Annotated in this window: 17 protein-coding genes; 3 read left to right on the top strand and 14 right to left on the bottom strand. The window is 73.6% G+C overall.

The genetic code is table 11. From position 1 onward, the window contains the following. Positions 1-3: 3 nt before the first annotated feature. Positions 4-1,500 carry an MFS transporter gene (locus ABZ719_RS07830; protein ID WP_366724317.1) on the bottom strand — a complete coding sequence of 499 codons (1,497 nt, stop codon included), beginning with the start codon at positions 1,498-1,500 and terminating at the stop codon, positions 4-6. A 148-nt stretch (positions 1,501-1,648) separates the two neighbouring features. Between ABZ719_RS07830 and ABZ719_RS07825 the strand changes: the two genes are divergently transcribed. Both ABZ719_RS07825 and ABZ719_RS07820 read left to right on the top strand, forming a co-directional pair. Continuing rightward, positions 1,649-2,470: a helix-turn-helix transcriptional regulator gene (locus ABZ719_RS07825; RefSeq protein ID WP_366724416.1), complete on the top strand. Its 822-nt coding sequence runs from the start codon at positions 1,649-1,651 to the stop codon at positions 2,468-2,470. 139 nt (positions 2,471-2,609) lie between these two features. Further along, positions 2,610-2,972, top strand: coding sequence for a cytidine deaminase (locus ABZ719_RS07820; RefSeq protein ID WP_366724316.1), 363 nt, complete (start codon positions 2,610-2,612; stop codon positions 2,970-2,972). 41 nt (positions 2,973-3,013) lie between these two features. On the opposite strand, the gene ABZ719_RS07815 is transcribed toward ABZ719_RS07820, so the two are convergent. Together ABZ719_RS07815 and ABZ719_RS07810 are read right to left on the bottom strand one after the other, a co-directional pair. Further along, positions 3,014-3,352: a P-II family nitrogen regulator gene (locus ABZ719_RS07815; RefSeq protein WP_366724315.1), complete on the bottom strand. Its 339-nt coding sequence runs from the start codon at positions 3,350-3,352 to the stop codon at positions 3,014-3,016. Next, positions 3,349-4,680: an ammonium transporter gene (locus ABZ719_RS07810; RefSeq protein WP_366724314.1), complete on the bottom strand. Its 1,332-nt coding sequence runs from the start codon at positions 4,678-4,680 to the stop codon at positions 3,349-3,351. Before ABZ719_RS07810 ends, ABZ719_RS07815 begins: the two co-directional genes overlap by 4 nt. Before the next feature lie 198 nt (positions 4,681-4,878). Here ABZ719_RS07810 and era point away from each other — a divergent pair, with 198 nt between their 5' ends. Further along, complete coding sequence (gene era, locus ABZ719_RS07805) at positions 4,879-5,832, top strand: GTPase Era (RefSeq protein ID WP_366724313.1); 954 nt, start codon at positions 4,879-4,881, stop codon at positions 5,830-5,832. A gap of 149 nt (positions 5,833-5,981) precedes the next feature. On the opposite strand, the gene ABZ719_RS07800 is transcribed toward era, so the two are convergent. The 11 genes from ABZ719_RS07800 to hrcA form a co-directional block, all read right to left on the bottom strand. Further along, entirely contained in the window at positions 5,982-8,105 is a 2,124-nt protein-coding gene (locus tag ABZ719_RS07800; protein ID WP_366724312.1) for a glycoside hydrolase family 31 protein, read from the bottom strand. A 144-nt stretch (positions 8,106-8,249) separates the two neighbouring features. Continuing rightward, positions 8,250-9,326, bottom strand: a complete 1,077-nt coding sequence (locus tag ABZ719_RS07795) for a PfkB family carbohydrate kinase (protein WP_366724415.1) — start codon at positions 9,324-9,326, stop codon at positions 8,250-8,252. 331 nt (positions 9,327-9,657) lie between these two features. After that, positions 9,658-10,650, bottom strand: a complete 993-nt coding sequence (locus ABZ719_RS07790; protein ID WP_366724311.1) for an adenosine deaminase — start codon at positions 10,648-10,650, stop codon at positions 9,658-9,660. A gap of 19 nt (positions 10,651-10,669) precedes the next feature. Further along, entirely contained in the window at positions 10,670-11,575 is a 906-nt protein-coding gene (locus tag ABZ719_RS07785; RefSeq protein WP_366724310.1) for a ribonuclease Z, read from the bottom strand. 6 nt (positions 11,576-11,581) lie between these two features. Then, entirely contained in the window at positions 11,582-11,935 is a 354-nt protein-coding gene (locus tag ABZ719_RS07780) for a histidine triad nucleotide-binding protein (protein ID WP_037854355.1), read from the bottom strand. 96 nt (positions 11,936-12,031) lie between these two features. After that, positions 12,032-15,250, bottom strand: coding sequence for a S41 family peptidase (locus ABZ719_RS07775; RefSeq protein ID WP_366724309.1), 3,219 nt, complete (start codon positions 15,248-15,250; stop codon positions 12,032-12,034). A gap of 434 nt (positions 15,251-15,684) precedes the next feature. Next, complete coding sequence (locus ABZ719_RS07770) at positions 15,685-16,077, bottom strand: VOC family protein (RefSeq protein WP_366724308.1); 393 nt, start codon at positions 16,075-16,077, stop codon at positions 15,685-15,687. Positions 16,078-16,097: 20 nt separating this feature from the next. Further along, entirely contained in the window at positions 16,098-16,835 is a 738-nt protein-coding gene (locus ABZ719_RS07765; RefSeq protein ID WP_366724307.1) for a 16S rRNA (uracil(1498)-N(3))-methyltransferase, read from the bottom strand. Further along, a complete protein-coding gene (locus tag ABZ719_RS07760) occupies positions 16,832-17,971 on the bottom strand; it encodes a nitronate monooxygenase (RefSeq protein WP_366724306.1) in 1,140 nt (379 codons plus the stop codon). Before ABZ719_RS07760 ends, ABZ719_RS07765 begins: the two co-directional genes overlap by 4 nt. Positions 17,972-18,202: 231 nt before the next feature. Beyond that, positions 18,203-19,339, bottom strand: coding sequence for a molecular chaperone DnaJ (dnaJ, locus tag ABZ719_RS07755; RefSeq protein ID WP_037854366.1), 1,137 nt, complete (start codon positions 19,337-19,339; stop codon positions 18,203-18,205). Continuing rightward, entirely contained in the window at positions 19,340-20,356 is a 1,017-nt protein-coding gene (gene hrcA / locus ABZ719_RS07750; RefSeq protein ID WP_037854367.1) for a heat-inducible transcriptional repressor HrcA, read from the bottom strand. It lies immediately after the preceding gene. Positions 20,357-20,488 lie beyond the last annotated feature (132 nt).

Below are 20,488 nucleotides of genomic sequence, written 5' to 3'. Positions count from 1 at the left end.
CGCTCAGGCCGCCTGGCCCCGCGCGGTCCTCCGGCCGCGCAGGCCCAGGCCGACCAGCACCGCCGCCGCCAGCACGATCGCCGCGTCCAGGGCGAGCACCGTGTGGACACCGGCGAGCAGGTCGTCGGAGGTGGTGGCCAGCACGCCCAGCAGCGGGATGCCGACGGTGATGCCGACCTGCTGGGTGGAGGTGACCAGGCCGGTGGCCAGGCCCTGCTCCTCGTCGGGGACGCCCGAGGTGACGGTCAGGCCGTAGGAGACGATCGCGCCCAGGTGGCACATGCTGGCCAGCGAGACGGCGGCCGTGGCCAGCCACACCGACCAGGAGCCGGTGCCCAGTCCGAGCAGCGCGGCGATCAGCGCGCCCTGCCCGGCCAGCGAGCCGGCCAGGGTGCGGCGGGCGCCGAAGCGGCCGATGACCCTGGCGGCGTACGTGCCGGCGACCGCCGACAGCACTCCTTGCGCCCCGAAGACCAGGCCGGTCTCGAAGGCCGACAGGTGCAGGATCTCCTGGAGGTACAGGGTCAGGACGAAGACGACCGTCGACATCATCGAGAAGGTGACCAGGCCGCCGACGTTGCCCCAGGCCACCGTGCGGCGGCGCAGCATGGGCAGCGAGACCAGCGGGGCGGCCGAACGGGACTCCACGACCACGAACGCGGTCAGCAGGGCGAGGCCCGCGATCAGCGTCACCAGGACGTCGGCACGGCCGAAGCCGTGGTCGGCGGCGGTGGACAGGGCGTAGATCAGCGCGAGCAGGCCGGTGGTGACGGTGACCGCTCCGGGTACGTCCAGGCGCGGACGGTCGGGGGTGCGGGACTCGGGCAGCAGGCCGGGGGCCAGCGGCAGCACGATCAGCGCGAACACGGTGAGCAGCGCCATCGTGGAGCGCCAGCCGAACGCGTCGGTGAGGACTCCGCCGGCGACCATGCCGACGGTGAAGCCCAGCGACAGCAGGGTGCCGGAGATGCCGAGGGCGCGGTCGCGGGCCGGGCCCTCGGGGAAGGTGGTGGTCAGCAGGGACATGCCGGTCGGCACGATCGCCGCCGCGCCCAGGCCCTGCAGCGCCCGTCCGGCCAGGAAGGAGGCCGGGTCCCAGGCGAGGGTGGCCAGCAGCGAGGAGGCGCCGAACACGGCCAGCCCGGTCAGGAACAGCCTGCGCCGGCCGAACAGGTCGCCGGCCCGGCCGAACAGCAGCAGGAAGCCGCCCGAGGGGAGCGCGAACGCGGTGACCGCCCACTGGAGCGCGGACCGGCTCATGCCGAGGTCGGCGCCCAGGTCCGGCAGGGCCACGTTCAGGACGGAGAAGTCCAGGGCGACCATGAACTGGGCCGCGCACAGGACGAAGAGGACCAGCTTGTCACGCGTCGACAGCCGGGGGGCGCCGGACGCCGTCCCGCCGGACCCGGGGGCGGCGGGAGCGGGGGACGCGGTCGTGGACGGGGTGGTCGTGGGTGAGGGGGCCGTGGATGAGGTGGCCGTGGTGGTGTCGATCGCCATGGGCAAGAGCATGGTGCGGCTGGAATACCCGTGGGGAGTCGCCACTTATGGTGGTGGTGGCACCACCAGACAGCACGAGGGGGATCGGTACGTGCCCGACACGGACGTGTTCAAGAGTCAGCGGCGGCGTGAGCTGCGCGAGTTCCTGATGAGCAGGCGGGCGAGGGTGTCACCGGCCGAGGCGGGGCTGCCGGACGGCGGCGCCCGGCGGCGCACACCCGGGCTGCGGCGCGAGGAGGTCGCCGTGCTCGCCGGGGTGGGCGCCTCCTGGTACCAGTGGCTGGAGCAGGGCCGGGACATCTCCGTCTCCCCGCAGGTCCTGGACGCGGTGGCGCGGGTGCTGCGGCTGAGCAACGCCGAGCGCCGGCACCTGTACCTGCTCGCCGGGCTGAACCCGCCCGCGCCCGAAGTGGCGCCCGGGAAGCGGGACATGTGCGACGGACTGCGGCGGCTGATCGACACCTGGATGCCGTACCCGGCGCACATCATGGACCTGTACTACAACTGCGTGATGTACAACGACGCCGCCGCGGTGGTGCTGGGCATGCGCCCGGACATCACGCAGAACTGCCTGGTCGACTTCTTCACCGACCCGCTGTACCGCTCCCGTTCGCAGAGCTGGGAGCGCAACGCGCGCACCGTCGTCGCCCAGTTCCGCGCCGCGTGCGCCGCCCGTCCCGGTGACGAGGGGTACCAGGCGGTCCTGGACCGGGTCTCGCGGGCCAGCGAGGAGTTCACGGCGCTGTGGGAGGAACGGGACATCGAGGAGCCGGGGCAGGTCCGCAAGGAGCTGGAGCATCCGCTGGTGGGTCTGCTGTGCGTGGAGTCGACGGCGATGAAGGTGCCGGCCCGCCCGGACCTGACGGTGGTGCTGCACACCCCGCTGGACGAGGCGAACACGGCGTCGAAACTGGAGTGGCTGGCCTCGCCGGAAGGGCGGCGCGGGGCGATGTACCCGGTGGCGGGGTGAGGAGTCCGGGCGGGGCGATGTACCCGGTGGCGGGTGAGTGTCCCGTGGCGCGCCAGGGGTCCCGTGGCGGGCCGGGCCGTGCGGCCGCCGGTGCGGCTCCGGATACCCGGGCGCCGGTGCGGCTCCGTATGCTCGGATCATGACCGACAGCAACGCGCTTGACGCCGAGGACCGCAAGATCGTCACCCTGGCCCGTTCGGTACGGGCCCGCAACGGCGTGCCGGAGGGCGCGGCGGTACGGGACGAGACGGGCCGGACCTACGCCGCCGGTTCGGTGCACCTCGCCTCGCTGAAGCTGAGCGCCCTGCAGACGGCGGTGGCGATGGCGGTGGCGTCCGGGGCGACGTCGCTGGAGGCGGCGGCCGTCGTCAGCGAGGCGGAGGGGCTGGCACCCGAGGACCTGTCCGCCGTGGGCGACCTGGGCGGGGCCGGGACGCCGGTGCTGCTGGCGGGACCCGACGGCACCGTACGCCTGACCCGGCCCGCGGGGCCCGCCGAGTAGGCCGCCCCGCCGCCGGGAGGGCCGTACGGGCCCGCGAGGGCTCAGAGCGCGTCCGGGCCGCGTTCGCCGGTCCGGACGCGCACGACCGTCTCCACGGGCACGGCCCACACCTTGCCGTCGCCGATCTTCCCGGTCCGCGCGGCGCGGACCACGGCGTCGAGGACCGCTTCCGCGTCGGCGTCCTCGACGACCACCTCGATACGGACCTTCGGCACGAGGTCGACGCGGTACTCGGCGCCCCGGTACACCTCCGTGTGGCCGCGCTGACGGCCGTAGCCGCTGGCCTCGGTCACGGTCAGCCCGTGCACGCCCATCTCCTGGAGCGCGGTCTTGACCTCGTCGAGGCGGTACGGCTTGACGATCGCGGTGATGAGCTTCATGCCTGGTGGCCGGCCTTCCGGGCGAAGGAGGGGACGGGGGACGCGCCGACGGGGGCGCCGTGCCCGAGGACCCCGTGATCGTAGGCCGTCTCGGCGTGCACCGTGAGGTCGAGACCGGTGTGCTCCTGCTCCTCGCTCGCCCGCAGGCCGAGGACCTTGTCGAGCACCTTGCCCAGGCCGTACGTCATCGCGAAGGCGTACGCCGCCACGGCCGCCACCGCCAGCGCCTGCCTGCCCAGCGGGGCGAACCCGCCGCCGTACAGCAGCCCGTCCGTGCCGCCGGTCATCGCCTTGCGAGCGAACAGGCCGATGAGCAGGGTGCCGACGACGCCGCCCACCAGGTGGACGCCGACGACGTCCAGGGAGTCGTCGTAGTTCAGCCTGAACTTCCAGCTCACCGCGTACGAGCACAGGCAGCCCGCGGCGAGGCCGACGGCCAGGGCGCCGGGCAGGGAGACCGTGCCGCAGGACGGGGTGATCGCGACCAGGCCCGCGACCGCGCCGGAGGCGGCGCCCAGGGTGGTGGGGTGCCCGTCGCGCTTGTTCTCCACCAGCAGCCAGCCGAGCAGGCCGGTGCAGCCGGCGGCGAGGGTGTTGAGGAAGGCGGCCGCCGCCAGGCCGTCGGCGCCCATCGCGGATCCCGCGTTGAACCCGAACCAGCCGAACCAGAGCAGACCGGCGCCCAGCATCACCATGGGCAGGTTGTGCGGGCGCATCGCGTCCTTCTTGAAGCCGAGGCGCGGGCCGAGGACCAGGCAGAGCGCGAGTCCGGAGGCGCCGGAGGTGATCTCGACGGGGAGGCCGCCGGCGAAGTCGAGCGCGCCCAGGCCCTGCCCGATCCAGCCGCCCGGGCCCCACACCCAGTGCGTGACGGGAACGTATACGAGCAGCGTCCACACCGGCACCAGGACCAGCCAGGCACCGAACTTCGTGCGGTCGGCGACCGCACCGCTGATCAGCGCGGCCGTGATGATCGCGAAGGTGAGCTGGAAGGTGGCGAACAGGAGCGTGGGGACGGTGCCGTGGACGTCGGCCGGGCCGATGCCCGCGAGGCCGGCCTCGCGCAGACCGCCGATCAGACCGCCGGCCGTGTCGCCGCCGAAGGCCAGGGAGTAGCCGCAGACCAGCCAGACCACGGTGACCAGGGCGATCGACACGAAGCTCATCATCAGCATGTTGAGCACGCTCTTGGTGCGCACCATGCCGCCGTAGAAGAGGGCCAGGCCCGGGGTCATGAGGAGGACCAGGGCGGTGGCTGCCAGCAGCCAGGCGGTGTCGCCGGTGTCGATGCGGGGGGCGGCCAGGTTCACGGTGGTCACTGCGGTCATGGCGTCTCCAACGCGGGCGGGGGCTCGTCAGAGGGTCACCGCTGTGCGTTTCCGGTCGCGTACGGGTGTGTTTCCGTGACGTTTCGTATGTCGTCGCCGCCGGTGCGGGGACTGCGGCCGGGCCGCGGTGGGGCGGGGCGGGGGCGGCCGCGGGCCGGGCGTGCGGCGGGGCGTCGTGGATCAGGGACAATGGGCGCCATGAGCGTTCGTACCCAGTCATCCGAGCAGTCCGCCGAGGCTGCCCACCGGGCCGGCTTCGCCTGTTTCGTGGGCCGCCCCAACGCGGGCAAGTCCACCCTCACGAACGCTCTGGTCGGGCAGAAGGTGGCGATCACCTCCAACCGGCCGCAGACGACCCGGCACACCGTGCGCGGCATCGTGCACCGGCCGGACGCGCAGCTGATCCTGGTGGACACGCCCGGACTGCACAAGCCGCGGACGCTGCTGGGCGAGCGGCTGAACGACGTGGTGCGGGCGACGTGGGCCGAGGTCGACGTGATCGGCTTCTGCCTGCCGGCCGACCAGAAGATCGGGCCCGGTGACCGGTTCATCGCCAAGGAGCTGGCGGGGATCAAGAGGACGCCGAAGGTCGCGATCGTCACGAAGACGGACCTGGTGGACTCCAAGGCGCTCGCCGAGCAGCTGATCGCGATCGACCAGCTCGGCAAGGAGCTGGGCATCGAGTGGGCCGAGATCGTGCCGGTGTCGGCGACCGGCGGCGAGCAGGTGGAGCTGCTCGCCGATCTGCTGATCCCGCTGCTGCCGGAGGGGCCCGCGCTGTATCCCGAGGGGGATCTGACCGACGAGCCCGAGCAGGTGATGGTGGCCGAGCTGATCCGTGAGGCGGCGCTGGAAGGGGTGCGGGACGAACTGCCGCACTCCATCGCCGTGGTCGTCGAGGAGATGCTGCCGCGCGAGGACCGGCCGGCGGACAAGCCGCTGCTGGACATCCACGCGAACGTCTTCATCGAGCGGCCCAGCCAGAAGGGGATCATCATCGGGCCGAAGGGCAAGCGGCTGAAAGAGGTCGGGATCAAGTCCCGCCAGCAGATCGAGGCGCTGCTGGGGACGCCGGTCTTCCTCGACCTGCACGTGAAGGTGGCGAAGGACTGGCAGCGGGACCCGAAGCAGCTGCGGCGGCTGGGGTTCTGAGAGCCGCTCGGCCCACGTGCCCGTCCGGCACGGTGGGCTGGGCCCCCGCCCCGGGCCCCGCACCCACCGCCGCCGCTCCTGCCCCCGCCTCCGCACGAACGGGCCGGCCGTCCCCGGAGGGAGCGGCCGGCCCGTCGGTAGCGTGGGGGTCAGCGCAGGGCCCGCAGAGCCTGGTCCGCTCCCTTCGCGCCGAGTTTCACGAAGACCGGGGCCGTGCCCAGCGGGGTGGCGTAGGACGTCAGCGTGCGGTCGCCGTGGACGGTCCTGGCGTGGGCCACGTCGTACCAGGTGCCCGGCGGCAGGTGGACCGTGCGGGTGGGGGCGTCGGTGAGCTGGGGAGCGGCCAGGACCGCCGGGCCCAGCATCCACTCGTCGGCGACCGTGTACGCGGCCTCGTCCTTCGGGAAGTCGAAGAACAGGGGGCGCATGATCGGGTCGCCGGTGCGCAGGGTGGCCTGCACCTGGTCCCAGATGTAGGGGGCGAGGCGGCCGTGGCGGGCGATCGCGGCCCGGTACAGGCCGATGGTCTCCTGGTCGTAGACCACCTTCTTGCCGGTGGTGGGGTCGTTCGTGTCGACCGGTGACGTGGACGCGTACATCAGGGGCATCAGGGACGCCGACTGCGCCCAGCGGACCAGGACCTGCTTGCTCGGGGCCGGCTGGCCGAGGGAGCCGCCGATCATGTCGGTGGTGACGAAGGGGTAGCCGATGGTGGAGATGGCCAGGTTCTGGCTGACGGAGGCCCGCAGGGAGTTCCAGCCGGTGCCCTTGTCCTCCTGCCGGGTGACGAATCCGGCCCGGTGGGCGGTGCTGTCCCAGTGGACGCGGATGCCGACGCCCTGGAGGTCGTACTCGTCGGCGAGCTGGGCGCCGAGCCGCTGGTAGTCGGTGGGCTTGTAGCCCTCGTGGGGCGCGCACTTCTCGTCGATGAAGCGGGTGTCGAACTTCAGTCCGTCGATGCCGTAGGTGCTCATGAGGGACTTCAGGCGGCCCTCGTACCAGGCCTTGGCGTCCGGATTCGCGAGGTCGACGATGCCCGCCGTGCCGTTCCACCAGGTGACCGTGCAGGGCTTGCCCGGGTCGGCGGCGGACCCGAGCAGGTAGCCGTGGTCGGCGGCGTAGCGGTACTGGTCGGAGTCGAGGTTGATCCACAGGGTGACCCAGAGGCCGAAGTCGAAGCCGAGGTCGTGGATCTTCCGCGACATGGCCCCGGGATCCGGGTAGGCCTTCGCGTCGAAGGTCATGTTCCCGTAGTTCGACTCCCACTTGTCGTCGAGCTGGAGCGTGTGGCCCTTGACGCCGTTGTCGTGCAGGTCCTGCGCGTAGTCGAGGAGTTTCGCCTGGTCGACGTGGGTGTAGAACTGTGCCCAGGAGTTCCAGACGGGCTCGGCGTACTGCCGGTAGGTGGCGTCGCTCTTGGCCGGCTTGCCGACGATGCCGATGTAGTCGCGGTAGACGTCCAGCGGGGTGGACTCGACGAAGACGGTCGCCTTGTACGGTTCGGCGGACTCGATGTCGAAGCGGCCGAGGCCGTCCTTGCCCTGGTTGACGGCGACGTCCATGACGTGGCCGGTGTCCACGCGCAGTCCGGTGGCGCGCGAGGTGTACCAGAAGGGGTCGACCATGTAGTACGACGCCGGGCCGAAGGCCGAGTGGACCACCTGGCCGCTGTCGAGGGGCCAGGGCTGGTCGGTGCCGGGGCCGCCCGCCGGGGTCTGCGCCTCGCCGTGGCCGTACCAGTGGCCGGCCAAGGAGAGGTCGTAGGCGATGCCGAGGCGGTCGGGGACGGCCTGGCCGGTGACCTGCCAGTCGAACTGGTAGCGGTCGGCGGCGGGGGTGATCCGGGCCTGGACCGTGGTGCCGGGTGCCGTCGTGGCCGCGGTGAGGGTGAGGGTGCCGCCGTGCCAGGTCCAGCCGGTCACGCGGGTGGCGTGCTGCCAGGCGCCGGCGGTGCGGAAGCGCAGGGCGCCCGTGCCGGCGGGGGCCGTGGCCAGGACGGTCTGCCCCGAGCGGCGGGTGGTGAGGGCGAGTTGAGCGGTCGTCACCTGGAGGCGGTAGCCGGGAGCGGTGCGGCTGCGCGGGACGGTCAGGTCCACCTCGCCCGGGGACGTGGTGAGGCGGGGCGCGGGCGTGCCGGGGACGGCGGGGGCGGCCTGGGCCCGGTCCTGCGCGGTGAGTCCGACGGGGAGGGCGAGGCTCAGGGCGAGGGCGGCGAGGAGCACCCGGGGCCGGCGCGAGGGTTTGCGTGACGGTGTGCCTGCTGGTCTGCGCACGACGCATGTCCTTCGACGGAGGGTCAGGAGGGAGCCATGGGTCAGGAAGTGCGGTACTCGTGCAAAATCATGCTTGATCCTGCCGCTCATTGAGCAGCAAACGTCATCCGTCTGTCAATGGCGTCTGCTCTCGCCCGGCACCCGTCACACGGACCGGCCGAAGCCGATGGTGGGCACGGCCCGGCGCCGGGGCCACGGCTCGACGCACGCCCGGGGCAGCAGCCGCTCCAGGAAGGCGTACCGCCGCAGGGCCGCCGGGTCCTGGCCGGGCACCGACTGGACCCGGCGCCACCAGGCCGCGATCTCCGACCAGCCCGGCGCCGACAGGGAGCCGCCGAACTCCTGCACCGACAGCGCGGCGGTGAGCCCGGCGAAGGCGAGCCGGTCGGCCAGCGGCCAGCCGGCCAGGGTGCCGGTGACGAACCCGGCGACGAAGACGTCCCCCGCGCCCGTGGGGTCCAGGGCCTCGACCGCGATGGCGGGCACCTCGGCGCTCTCCCCCGTGCGCCGGTCGACCGCGTAGGCGCCCTCCGCCCCGAGGGTGACCACCGCGACCGGGACGAAGGCGGTCAGCGCGTGCGCGGCGGTGCGCGGGCAGTCGGTGCGCGTGTAGCGCATCGCCTCCTCGGCGTTGGGCAGGAACGCCTCGCAGTGCTCCAGGTCGGCGAGGCCTGCCAGGTCCCACGCACCCGTGTCGTCCCAGCCGACGTCCCCGAAGACGCGGGTGCCCTTGCGGGCGGCCTCCGCGATCCAGGGCTCGGGCCTGCCGGGGGTCAGGGAGGCGACCGCGGCCCGTGCGGGCGGCAGCCGGAGAGGGCCGCCGTCCTGGAGCAGCACGTCCTCCGGCGGGGGTTCGTGGCCGTGCGAGACCATCGTGCGCTCGCCCTCGTACGCCATGGAGACGGTGACCGGGGAGTGCCAGCCGGGGACCGTGCGCGAGGGCGAGAGGTCGATGCCCTCGCCCTGTTCCAGCGCGTCCCAGCAGTACTCCCCGTAGTGGTCGTCGCCGAAGGCCGCCGCGAGGGAGGTGCGCAGGCCGAGACGGGCCAGGGCGGTCGCCATGTTGGCCACGCCGCCCGGGCTCGACCCCATCCCGCGCGCCCAGGACTCCGTTCCGCGCACCGGGGCGGAGTCGAGGCCGGTGAAGATGATGTCGAGGAAGACCGTTCCCGTGAGGTAGACGTCCCAGGGCGGGTCGTCCACCGTGCGCAGCGCGGCCAGGGGGTCGACCTGGGGCGCGGCGGGGGCGTGGGCCGCCCCGACGACGTACTCCCGGTCCCTCGGGTACTCGCGGTCCTCGGGGGACTCCTGCGCCCCGGGACACCCCTGCTGCTCCGGGCACCGCTGCTGCTCCGGGCACTGCGGGCGCTCTCGGCTCTCCTGCTGTTCCGGTCCTTCTCCGGCGGGCGTGCTGGACGCGGTCACGGTGCGCTCCCCTGACATGGTGCGGATCAGGCCAGTGTGCACCACCGCGCCCACCGGGCGGGGCCGTCACGCCGGGTGCGGCGGGACCCTGGGAAGTCCGGCCGCCTCCCCGGCGCGGGCGCGCGCCTCAAGAGAACTCGTACGCCTCGACCTCGGCGAGGTAGCGCTGCCGGCGCTCCTCGTCGTCCTCCAGGAAGGAGGCGAGGAAGGAGTTGCGGGCCAGTTCGCGCAGCCGGTCCTCGCTCAGGCCGAGGGCGCGGTGCACGGCGTCGAAGTTGTCGCCCGCGTAGCCGCCGAAGTAGGCCGGGTCGTCGGAGTTGACCGTGCACACGAGGCCCGCGTCCAGCATGGCGGGCAGCGGGTGGTCGGCGAGGGTGTCGACGGTGCGCAGCCGGACGTTGGACAGCGGGCACAGCGTCAGCGGGATCCGGTCGCGCACGAGGCGTTCGACCAGCGCGGGATCCTCCACGCAGCGCAGGCCGTGGTCGACGCGCTCGACGCCGAGCACGTCCAGGGCCTCGGTGATGTACTGCGGCGGGCCCTCCTCCCCCGCGTGCGCCACGCGCCGCAGCCCGAGGGCGGCGGCGGCCTCGTAGACCTCGCGGAACTTCGCCGGCGGATGCCCGACCTCGGCCGAGTCGAGCCCGACGCCGACGATCCGGTCGAGGTACGGCCTGGCCGCGTCCAGCGTGGCCAGGGCCGACTCGGCGGACTCGTCGCGCAGGAAGCACAGGATCAGCCGGGTGGAGACGCCGTGCCGCTCCGTGCTGCGGCCGAGCGAACGCCACAGCCCCTCGACGACCGTGCCCATCTCCACGCCGCGCGCGAGGTGCGCCTGCGGGTCGAAGAAGATCTCCGCGTGCCGCACGCCCTGCGCGGCGGCCCGCGCGAGGTAGGCGTCGGCCAGGTCCGCGAAGTCCTGCTCGGTGCGCAGGACGGCCATCAGCTCGTAGTACAGGTTCAGAAAGGACTGGAGGTCCGCGAACCGGTAGGCCTCGCGGAGGGCTTCGGTGTCCTCGTACGGCAGCTTCACGCCGTTGCGCGCGGCCAGCTCGAAGGCCAGCTCGGGCTCCAGGGTGCCTTCGATGTGGAGGTGCAGTTCAGCTTTGGGCAGGGGCATCAGAGAATCGTACGGTCTTTCACCGACGTTTCGGGACCGGCACCCGCAGCAGGTCGTGGGCCACGGTCAGCTCGCCCTCGAACCCGGCCGCACGTGCCTGCCGTTCGAACGCGTCGGGTTCGCCGTAGCGCTGGCTGAAGTGGGTGAGCACGAGGTGGCGTACGCCCGCGTCCCGGGCCACCCGGGCGGCCTGGGCGGCGGTCAGGTGGCCGTGCTCGACGGCGAGCGGTTCGTCCTCGTCGAGGAAGGTCGACTCGATGACCAGCAGGTCGCAGCCCTCGGCGAGCGCGTGCACGCCCTCGCACAGCCGGGTGTCCATGACGAACGCGAACCGCTGCCCGCGCCGCACCTCGCTCACCGCCTCCAGGGGCACCCCGCGAAGGGAGCCCTCGTGCTGGATCCGGCCCACGTCGGGGCCCTTGATCCCGTGCGCGGCGAGCCGGTCGGGCAGCATCCGGCGGCCGTCGGGTTCGACGAGCCGGTAGCCGAAGGACTCCACCGGGTGGGAGAGCCTGCGGGCTTCCAGGGTGTACGCCGGTGTCGCCGCGAGGACGCCGTCGGCGTCGACCGGGGCCTCGGTGAGGGCGACCGTCTCGCGGTAGGCGGTGGCGTACCGGAGGCGGTCGAAGAAACGCCTGCCCGAGCGCGGGTAGTGCGCGGTGACCTCGTGCGGGACCCGGTCGAGGTTGATCCGCTGGATCACTCCGGCCAGGCCCAGACTGTGGTCGCCGTGGAAGTGGGTGACGCAGATCCGGTTCAGGTCGTGGGCGGCGACGCCGGCGCGCAGCATCTGCCGCTGGGTGCCCTCGCCGGGGTCGAACAGGATGCCCTCGCCGTCCCAGCGCAGCAGGTAGCCGTTGTGGTTGCGGTGCCGGGTCGGTACCTGGCTGGCGGTGCCGAGGACGACGAGTTCACGGACGGACACGGCTCCCTACCCGGGGGGCCACTGCAGGCCGCGGCCGCCCAGGACGTGCGCGTGGGCGTGCCAGACGGTCTGGCCCGCGCCGGAGCCGGTGTTGAAGACGGTGCGGTAGCTCTCCAGCTTCTCGTCGTCGGCGACGGCCTGCGTCTCGCGCAGCACGTCGGCGGCGAGCTGCGGGGCGCCCGCGGCGAGGGCGGCGGCGTCCTTGTAGTGCGCCTTGGGGATCACCAGGATGTGGGTGGGCGCCTGGGGGTTGATGTCACGGAAGGCGACGGTCGTGTCCGTCTCGCGGACGACGGTCGCGGGGACGTGACCCGCGACGATCTTGCAGAACAGGCAGTCGTCCTGGGGTTCCCCTGCCATGCGCGTGCGCTCCTTTAGGCCGGTGAGCTGGTACGGGGCATCGTAGTCGGTCGGCCGCGGGCCGGCGGGCGGCCGGCCCGCGGTCCGGACGGGGCGTCAGGCGGGCAGGTCCGGCGCCGTCTTGGCGGGGCTGGACTCCAGGGCCTCCAGGGCCAGCCGGATCGCCTCGTCCAGTTGCGGGTCGCGGCCCGCCGCGTGGTCCTGGGGGCGCTGGACGACCTCGACGTCCGGGTCCACGCCGTGGTTCTCCACGCCCCAGCCGTAACCCTCCAGCCAGAACGCGTACTTGGGCTGGGTGATCAGGGTGCCGTCGACCAGGCGGTAGCGGCTGTCGATGCCGACGACGCCGCCCCAGGTGCGGGTGCCGACGACCGGTCCGATGCCCAGCGCCTTGATCGCCGCGTTGACGATGTCGCCGTCGGAGCCGGAGAACTCGTTGGCCACGGCGACGACCGGACCGCGCGGCGCGTCCCGCGGGTAGCTCTCGGGCCGCATGCCGCGCGGCAGGTCCCAGCCGACGACGCGCCGGGCCAGTTTCTCCACGACGAGCTGGGAGGTGTGCCCGCCGCGGTTCTCCCGCACGTCCACGACCAGGCCCTCACGGGCCACCTCGACGCGCAGGTCGCGGTGGATCTGCGCCCAGCCGGGCGCCTGCATGTCGGGGACGTGCAGGTAGCCCAGCCGGCCGCCGGACCTCTCGTGGACGTAGGCGCGGCGGTCGCTGACCCAGGCGTGGTAGCGCAGCGGTTCCTCGTCGGCGAGGGGCACCACGACGACGTGCCGCGCCTCCCCGCCGCCGGCCGGCGAGATCGTCAGCTCGACGGGCTTGCCGGCCGTGCCGACCAGCAGCGGGCCGGGGCCGGTCACCGGGTCGACCGGCCGGCCGGCGACGGCGGTGACGGCGTCCCCGGCGCGGACCGCGACGCCGGGCGCGGCGAGCGGGCTGCGCGCGTGCGGGTCGGAGGTCTCCGAGGGCAGGATCCGGTCGATGCGCCAGTTCCCGTCCTCGTGCCGGGAGACGTCCGCGCCGAGCAGGCCCTGGCGGGCGCCGTCGCCGAAGGCGCCGAACGGGGTGACGTAGGCGTGCGAGGTGCCGAGTTCGCCGTGCACCTCCCAGAGCAGGTCGACGAGGTCGTCGTGGGTGGCGACCCGGTCGAGGACGGGCCGGTAGCGGTCGAGGACGCCGTCCCAGTCGACGCCGTTCATGTCGGCCCGCCAGAAGTGGTCCCGCATGATGCGGCCGGTCTCCTCGTACATCTGCCGCCACTCGGCGGCCGGGTCGACCGTCTGGCGCACCCGGCCCAGGTCGACGGTGATGTTGGAGTCGCTGTCCTCGTCGCCGGAGGCGCGCCGGTCGCTGGGGACGACCCTGAGTTTGCCGTCGGACCACAGCAGGACGCGCTTGCCGTCGCCGCTGACCTCGAAGTGGTCGGCGTCGGCGGCGAGGTGCTCGATGCGCCGCTGGGCGAGGTCGTAGCGTTCCAGCTCGGTCTTCGGGTCCGGGTCCTCGGGGGTGGCGCGGGAGGCGCCGAGCACGCCGGTCACCGGGTGCCGCAGCCACAGCACGCCGTCGCGGGCGGCGCGCAGGTTGGAGTAGCGGGCGGCCTCGACCGGGAAGGGCACGATCCGGTCGGCGAGGCCTTCGAGGTCGATCCGGGTGGCCGGGGTGCCCTCGCCCTCGGGGGTCTCGTCCTTGTCGGCGGACTCGAAGGGGCGGCCGTGGCGCTGCGGTCCGAACGGGGACGGGGTGGTCGCGGCCAGGGTGATCAGGTGCGGGCGGGAACTCTCCACGAACGCCAGGTCGAAGACGTGCTCGTCGTAGACCGGGTCGAAGGAGCGGTGGGAGAGGAAGGCGAGGTGCTTGCCGTCCAGGGTGAACGCGGGCGCGTAGTCCTGGAAGCGCAGCGGGGTGGCCTCGGTGACCGACAGGTCGGTGGTGTTGGCCAGGCGGAGCTGGCTGAGCGGGCTCGGGCCCGGGTGGGACCAGGCGATCCAGGCCGAGTCGGGCGAGAAGGCGATGCCGGTGACGTCGCCGTTGTCGCTGCGGTCCACCTCGCGGACCTCGCCGCTCTCGCGTTCGACGAGGAGCAGCCGGCCGTCGTGGGAGGCGACGGCGGCGCGGCTGCCGTCAGGGGCCATGGCCAGCTCCAGGACCCGGCCGAGCTGTCCGGCGGCGAGGCGGCGCGGGGTGGCGCCGGGGGCGAGGCCGGTGGCGGGCGCGAACTCCAGGGCGTCCTCACCCTCGGCGTCGGTCACCCACGCCACCCACTCCTCGCCGTCGGCGCGGAAGGTGCGCGGCAGCCGGGTGCGGACGCCGGGTTCGGCGGCCAGCGCGCGGGCCGGGCCCGAGCGGTGGGTGACCCAGTGGACGGCGCCGCGCACGGCGACGGCGCTGCCGCGGGCGGTGTGGTCGGGGGCGGCGGACCCGAACCAGCGGCCGGCGTCGACCGGGTGGGGCTGGAGGTCGACGCGCGGGCCGCCGAGCCGGATGTCCAGGCGACGTGGTTCGGCGCCGTCCAGGTCCTCCAGGAGCCAGAGTTCACCGGCGCTCGCGTACACGACCCGGGTGCCGTCGGTGGCGGCGTGCCGGGCGTAGAAACCGTCCAGAGGGGTGTGGCGGCGCAGTTCGGAGCCGTCGGCGCGGGAGGAGTACAGCGCGCCGGTGCCCTCGTGGTCGGAGAGGAAGGCGATCCTGTCCCCCACCCACAGCGGGTACTCGAGGTTGCCGTCCAGGTCTTCGTGCAGCCGTACGAACTCGCCGGTGTCCTCCGGGTCGATCCACAGCTTCCCGGCCGTGCCGCCCCGGTACCGCTTCCACCAGGCCGCCTCGCGGCCCATGGTCGCGGACAGCAGGACGGTGTGCGGCCCGTACGCGACGGCGCCGACCGGGCCGTAGGGCAGGACGGCGGCCTCCGAGCCGTCCAGCGGGACGGCTCGGGCCCAGGTGCGGCGCAGGCTGGCCTGGCCCTGGGTGCTGATCGCGAGGACTTCGCCGCCGGGCGTCCAGCCCCGTACCTGGGTGCGCCAGCTGCCCCAGTGGGTGAGGCGCTCGGCGGGCCCGCCGTCGACCGGCGCGACGTGCACCTCGGGGGCGCCGTCACGGGTGGAGGTCCAGGCGACGGTGGTGCCGTCGGGCGAGATGCGCGGGTGGTTCACCGGCACGTTGTCGGCGCTGACCCGCCAGGCCCGCCCGCCGTCCAGCGGCGCGAGCCACACGTCGTCCTCGGCGGTGAAGGCGACCAACTCCCCGTGCAGGTGCGGAAAACGGAGATAGGCGGACGGTACGGTCGATGCGGAGGATGCGGACTGAGTCACCCGATCACCCTACGCAGCGCCCGCGGTGACGGACAGGGGAACGGATCACTTCGGTGATCGCTTCGCGCTCCGCCCGGCCCGTTCAGCCCGCCCCGGGCCGCCCGTCGTGCCGCTGCGGTCAGGGCCGTCGTGCCGCTGCTCGCCCCGGACGGGGCCGCAGGCGGGGTCCGTGCCGCACCACAGGGCCCGGGTGACGGTGACCGTGACCACCGGCGCCGGCACAGCGCGGTGGGAGGGGCGGTGCTCGGCCCGCCGGGGCCGCACGCGGCGAGCGCCCCCGCGGCGGCCGCCGCGTGCCCGGTCACGGCCGGTGTCCGCCGTCCGCCGGCAGGTGCCGGAACCGTCTCGCCCCCATACCCGGCGGAGTGCCACCGGTCCGCCGTGGGCGGTGGAGCGCATACGGCCACCTGGGCGCCGTGCGCGCCCGCGCGCGGTCAGGCGCGCGGCAGCAGCCACTCCTGGAGTTCCACCAGGTTGCCCTCCGGGTCCTTCAGGTGGGCGACGCGCATCCGGTCCGTCAGGGGGGCCGGGCCGTGCAGCAGCGTGGCGCCGCGGCCGGTGATCTCGGCGCAGTACGCGTCCAGGTCGTCCACGCGCAGCACCACCAGGGAGCGGTGCCCGGTGGCGGTGTCGCCCAGCTCGCCCAGCACCTCGGCCATCATCGCCCGGTCCTGGAGGGCGATGCCCGCGGACCCGGTGGCGGGGGTGAACTTCTCGTACGGGCCCTGCGCCGCGCCGGACTGCGGCTCGAGGCCGAGCACGTCGGCGTAGAAGCGGTAGGAGGCGGCGAAGTCGGTGACGAGGAGCCGCACTTGGGCGAGTTCCACGGTGTTTCCCCCTGGCGTGGTCAGGACCAGCGGCCCGTGCGACCCAGGAGCAGGGCCGCGGCGGCGGTACCGGCGGTCGATGTGCGCAACACAGTAGGCCCCAGGACGTAGGGCCCGGCGCCGGCCTCGGCGAACAGCGCCAACTCCTCGGGGGAGACGCCGCCTTCGGGTCCCACGACCAGCACGATCTCTCCCAGGGCGGGCAGTTCGGCGGTGGCCAGCCGCTCCCGGCCGCTCTCGTGGAGGACGGCGGCGAAGTCCGCTCCGGCGAGGAGCGCGGCCACCTGCTTGGTCGTCGCGGCGTCCGCTACCTCGGGGAAGCGGACGCGGCGCGACTGCTTGCCGGCCTCGCGCGCGGTGGCCCGCCACTTGCCGAGCGCCTTGAGTCCCCGCTCGCCCTTCCACTGGGTGATGCAGCGGGAGGCGGCCCAGGGCACGATGGCGTCGACGCCGACCTCCGTCATGGTCTCCACGGCCAGTTCGCCGCGGTCGCCCTTGGGGAGGGCCTGGACGACGGTGATCCGGGGCGAGGGCGGGGGTTCCTCGGTCACCGGGTCCAGCCGCACGACGAGCCGGTCCTTGCCCTCGGTGGCGCTCACCTCGCCCCCGGCCCACCGTCCGGCGCCGTCCGTGAGCACGACCCGCTCGCCGGGCTGGAGCCGCTTCACCGAGACGGCGTGCCGCCCCTCGGCGCCGTCCAGCACGAACGGGGCCGGGCCGGCCTCCAGCCGGTCGGCCACGAACACGGGTGCGGTCATCGCGCCTCGCCTCCCCTGCGCGAACCGGCCGCCGACTCGCGCCGGGCGGCGTCCAGTTCTTCCGCGAGCACCCCGACCAGCTCGCCGGCGGGCAGCGCGCGGGCCTGGCGGTGGCCCTGACCCGCCCACAGCGCCATGCCCTGCGGGTCGCCGGCCTTCGCGGCGGCCTTGCGCAGCGGCGAGGTGAGGTGGTGGACCTCCGGGTAGGCGGCGGGCGCGTACGGGCCGTGTTCGCGCACGAAGCGGTTGACCAGGGCGCGGGCGGGCCGCCCGGAGAACGCGCGGGTCAGCTCGGTGTGCGGGAAGACGGGGTCGGTCAGGGCCTGCTTGTGCAGGGCGTGCGCCCCGGACTCGGGGGTGGCGAGGAACGCCGTGCCCAGTTGGGCGGCGCTCGCTCCGGCCGCGAGGACGGCGGCGATCTGGCTGCCGCGCATGATGCCGCCGGCGGCGACGACCGGCAGGTCCACGGCCTCGCGGATCTGCGTGACCAGGGAGAGCACGCCGATGCCGGCGCCGTCGTTCTCCGGCCGGTCGCGGTGGGTGCCCTGGTGGCCGCCCGCCTCCACGCCCTGGGCGATCACCGCGTCCGCGCCCGCTCGCGCCACGGCCAGCGCCTCGTCGACGGTGGTCGCGGTGGCCAGGACGTACGTGCCGACGCGGTGCAGGGAGTCGATGACCTGGCGGGTGGGGACGCCGAAGTGGAAGGAGACCACGGGGACCGGGTCGTCCAGCAGGACGGCGAGCTTGACCTCGTAGCCGTCGTCGCGCCCGCACTCGGGATCGCCCAGCTCCGTCTCGTACCAGGTGGCCTCACCGGCCAGCTGCTGCGCGTAGAGGTCCACGGCGCCGGACGGGGGCGCGGCGTAGGCCGTTTTGGCGGAGCCGGTGCCCGCACCGGGGTGCTCCGGCTGGGGCATGAAGACGTTCACCCCGAAGGGGTGGCCGGTCAGCCCGCGCATCTGCTTGATCTCCTGGTACATGCCGTCCGCCGTCTTGTACCCGGCCGCCAGGAAGCCCAGCCCGCCGGCCTCGGACACCGCGGCGGCGAGCTGCGGCCCCGCGGGGCCGCCCGCCATCGGAGCCTGCACGATCGGACGGGGGAGGAGATCGGTCAGTGCGGACAGTGCGGAGGACATGACCGCATGGTGTCACGTCCCGCGTACGGCTCCGAATCGGGGCGTCCGCGGCATGTGCCGAAGGCGGCCACCGGCGTCGGTGGCCGCCTTCGGCGCCGCTGCACGGCGTTCAGCTCGCCTCAGCGCCCGTTGAACGCGTCCTTCAACCGGGAGAAGAGGCCCTGCTGCCCGGGCTGGCTGTGCCTGCCCGGGGGCCGGCCCCCGGACCCCCAGCCACACCGATCGCCCACGTCAGCGCCCGTTGAACGCGTCCTTCAACCGGGAGAAGAGGCCCTGCTGCCCGGGCTGGAACTGCCCCTGGGGGCGCTCCTCGCCGCGCAGTTCGGCCAGCTCGCGCAGCAGGCGCTCCTGCTCGGGGTCGAGCTTGGTCGGGGTCTGGACCTCGACGTGGACGATGAGGTCGCCCCGGCCGCCGCCGCGCAGGTGCGTGACGCCGCGGCCGTGCAGCGGGATCGACTGGCCGGACTGCGTGCCGGGCCGGATGTCGACCTCCTCCATGCCGTCCAGCGTCTCCAGCGGCACCTTGGTGCCGAGGGCCGCCGCGGTCATCGGGATGGTGACCGTGCAGTGCAGGTCGTCGCCGCGGCGCTGGAACGTGGCGTGCGGCAGCTCGTGGATCTCGACGTAGAGGTCACCGGCCGGGCCGCCGCCGGGACCGACCTCGCCCTCGCCGGCGAGCTGGATCCGCGTGCCGTTGTCCACACCGGCCGGGATCTTCACCGTCAGCGTGCGGCGGGCGCGGATGCGGCCGTCGCCGGCGCACTCCGGGCACGGGGTCGGCACGACGGTGCCGAAGCCCTGGCACTGCGGGCAGGGCCGGGAGGTCATGACCTGGCCCAGGAAGGACCGGGTGACCTGCGAGACCTCGCCGCGGCCGCGGCACATGTCACACGTCTGCGCGGTGGTGCCGGGCGCGGCACCCTCGCCGTTGCAGGTGGTGCAGACGACGGCCGTGTCGACCTGGATGTCCTTCGTCGTGCCGAAGGCCGCCTCGTCCAGCTCGACCTCGAGCCGGATCATGGCGTCCTGGCCGCGCCGGGTGCGCGAGCGCGGCCCGCGCTGCGACGCCGTGCCGAAGAACGCGTCCATGATGTCGGAGAAGTTGCCGAAGGAACCGGCACCGAAGCCGCCCGCGCCGGCCCCGCCGGACTGCGAGAGCGGATCGCCGCCGAGGTCGTAGACCTGCTTCTTCTGCGGGTCCGACAGCACCTCGTAGGCGGCGTTGATCTCCTTGAACCGCTCCTGGGTCTTCGGGTCCGGGTTGACGTCCGGGTGGAGCTCGCGCGCGAGCCGCCGGAACGCCTTCTTGATCTCATCCTGCGACGCGTCGCGGCGCACGCCGAGGACGGCGTAGTAGTCCGTGGCCACTTACGACTCCGCCAGGATCTGTCCGACGTACCGTGCCACTGCGCGTACCGCTCCCATCGTTCCCGGGTAGTCCATGCGGGTCGGTCCGACCACGCCGAGCTTGGCGACTGCCTCGCCGCCCGAACCGTAGCCCACCGACACGATGGACGTGGAGTTGAGTCCTTCGTAGGCGTTCTCGTGACCGATGCGCACGGTCATGCCCGGATCCTGTGTCTCACCGAGCAGCTTCAGCAGGACGACCTGCTCCTCCAGCGCCTCCAGAACGGGCCGGATGGTGAGGGGGAAGTCGTGGGGGAAGCGGGTCAGATTGGCGGTGCCGCCGATCATCAGCCGCTCCTCGTTCTCCTCGACGAGGGTCTCCAGGAGGGCGGAGAGCACGGTGGCGACCGTCCCCCGGTCCTCCACGTCGAAGCCGTCGGCGAGGTCCTCCACCAGGTGCGGCACGTCCGTGAAGCGGCGGCCCGCGACCCGGCTGTTCAGCCGCGCCCGCAGGTCCGCCAGGGACGTCTCGCCGAACGGCGCCGGGCAGTCGATCATCCGCTGCTCGACCCGCCCGGTGTCCGTGATCAGCACGAGCATCACCCGCGCGGGCGCGAGCGAGAGCAGTTCCACGTGCCGGACGGTCGAACGGGTCAGCGAGGGGTACTGCACCACGGCCACCTGCCGGGTCAGCTGCGCCAGCAGCCGCACCGTGCGGGCCACCACGTCGTCGAGGTCGACCGCGCCGTCGAGGAAGTTCTGGATGGCGCGCCGCTCGGGCGCGGTCATCGGCTTGACCCCGGCGAGCTTGTCGACGAAGAGGCGGTACCCCTTGTCGGTGGGGATGCGGCCGGCGCTGGTGTGCGGCTGGGCGATGAAGCCCTCGTCCTCCAGGGCGGCCATGTCGTTGCGGACGGTGGCCGGTGAGACGCCGAGGTTGTGCCGCTCGGTGAGCGCCTTGGACCCCACCGGCTCCTCGGTGCCGACGTAGTCCTGGACGATGGCACGCAGCACCTGCAGCCTTCGCTCGCTGAGCATCGCGCACACCTCCAGAGTCGTCACTCGGTTCCCGCCTGGCACTCGGCGCATACGAGTGCCAGCATCCCCCGGCCCAGTGTACGGCCGTCGGGTACACCGGGGGCAAGACTGGTCCGCGCAACGCTAGCGTCC

Source organism: Streptomyces sp. NPDC006743 (assembly GCF_040703815.1).
GTDB lineage: Bacteria > Actinomycetota > Actinomycetes > Streptomycetales > Streptomycetaceae > Streptomyces.
This window is presented reverse-complemented; position numbering and strand designations above follow the sequence as displayed.

What these genes read in the sequence shown, in the direction of transcription:
- era (WP_366724313.1), top strand. Translation starts at nt 4,879, where the DNA reads ATGAGCGTTCGTACCCAGTCATCCGAGCAGTCCGCCGAGGCTGCCCAC.
- ABZ719_RS07820 (WP_366724316.1), top strand. Translation starts at nt 2,610, where the DNA reads ATGACCGACAGCAACGCGCTTGACGCCGAGGACCGCAAGATCGTCACC.
- ABZ719_RS07765 (WP_366724307.1), bottom strand. Translation starts at nt 16,835, where the DNA reads ATGACCGCACCCGTGTTCGTGGCCGACCGGCTGGAGGCCGGCCCGGCC.
- ABZ719_RS07825 (WP_366724416.1), top strand. Translation starts at nt 1,649, where the DNA reads ATGAGCAGGCGGGCGAGGGTGTCACCGGCCGAGGCGGGGCTGCCGGAC.
- ABZ719_RS07810 (WP_366724314.1), bottom strand. Translation starts at nt 4,680, where the DNA reads ATGACCGCAGTGACCACCGTGAACCTGGCCGCCCCCCGCATCGACACC.
- ABZ719_RS07790 (WP_366724311.1), bottom strand. Translation starts at nt 10,650, where the DNA reads ATGCCCCTGCCCAAAGCTGAACTGCACCTCCACATCGAAGGCACCCTG.
- hrcA (WP_037854367.1), bottom strand. Translation starts at nt 20,356, where the DNA reads ATGCTCAGCGAGCGAAGGCTGCAGGTGCTGCGTGCCATCGTCCAGGAC.
- ABZ719_RS07815 (WP_366724315.1), bottom strand. Translation starts at nt 3,352, where the DNA reads ATGAAGCTCATCACCGCGATCGTCAAGCCGTACCGCCTCGACGAGGTC.
- ABZ719_RS07830 (WP_366724317.1), bottom strand. Translation starts at nt 1,500, where the DNA reads ATGGCGATCGACACCACCACGGCCACCTCATCCACGGCCCCCTCACCC.
- ABZ719_RS07780 (WP_037854355.1), bottom strand. Translation starts at nt 11,935, where the DNA reads ATGGCAGGGGAACCCCAGGACGACTGCCTGTTCTGCAAGATCGTCGCG.
- ABZ719_RS07760 (WP_366724306.1), bottom strand. Translation starts at nt 17,971, where the DNA reads ATGTCCTCCGCACTGTCCGCACTGACCGATCTCCTCCCCCGTCCGATC.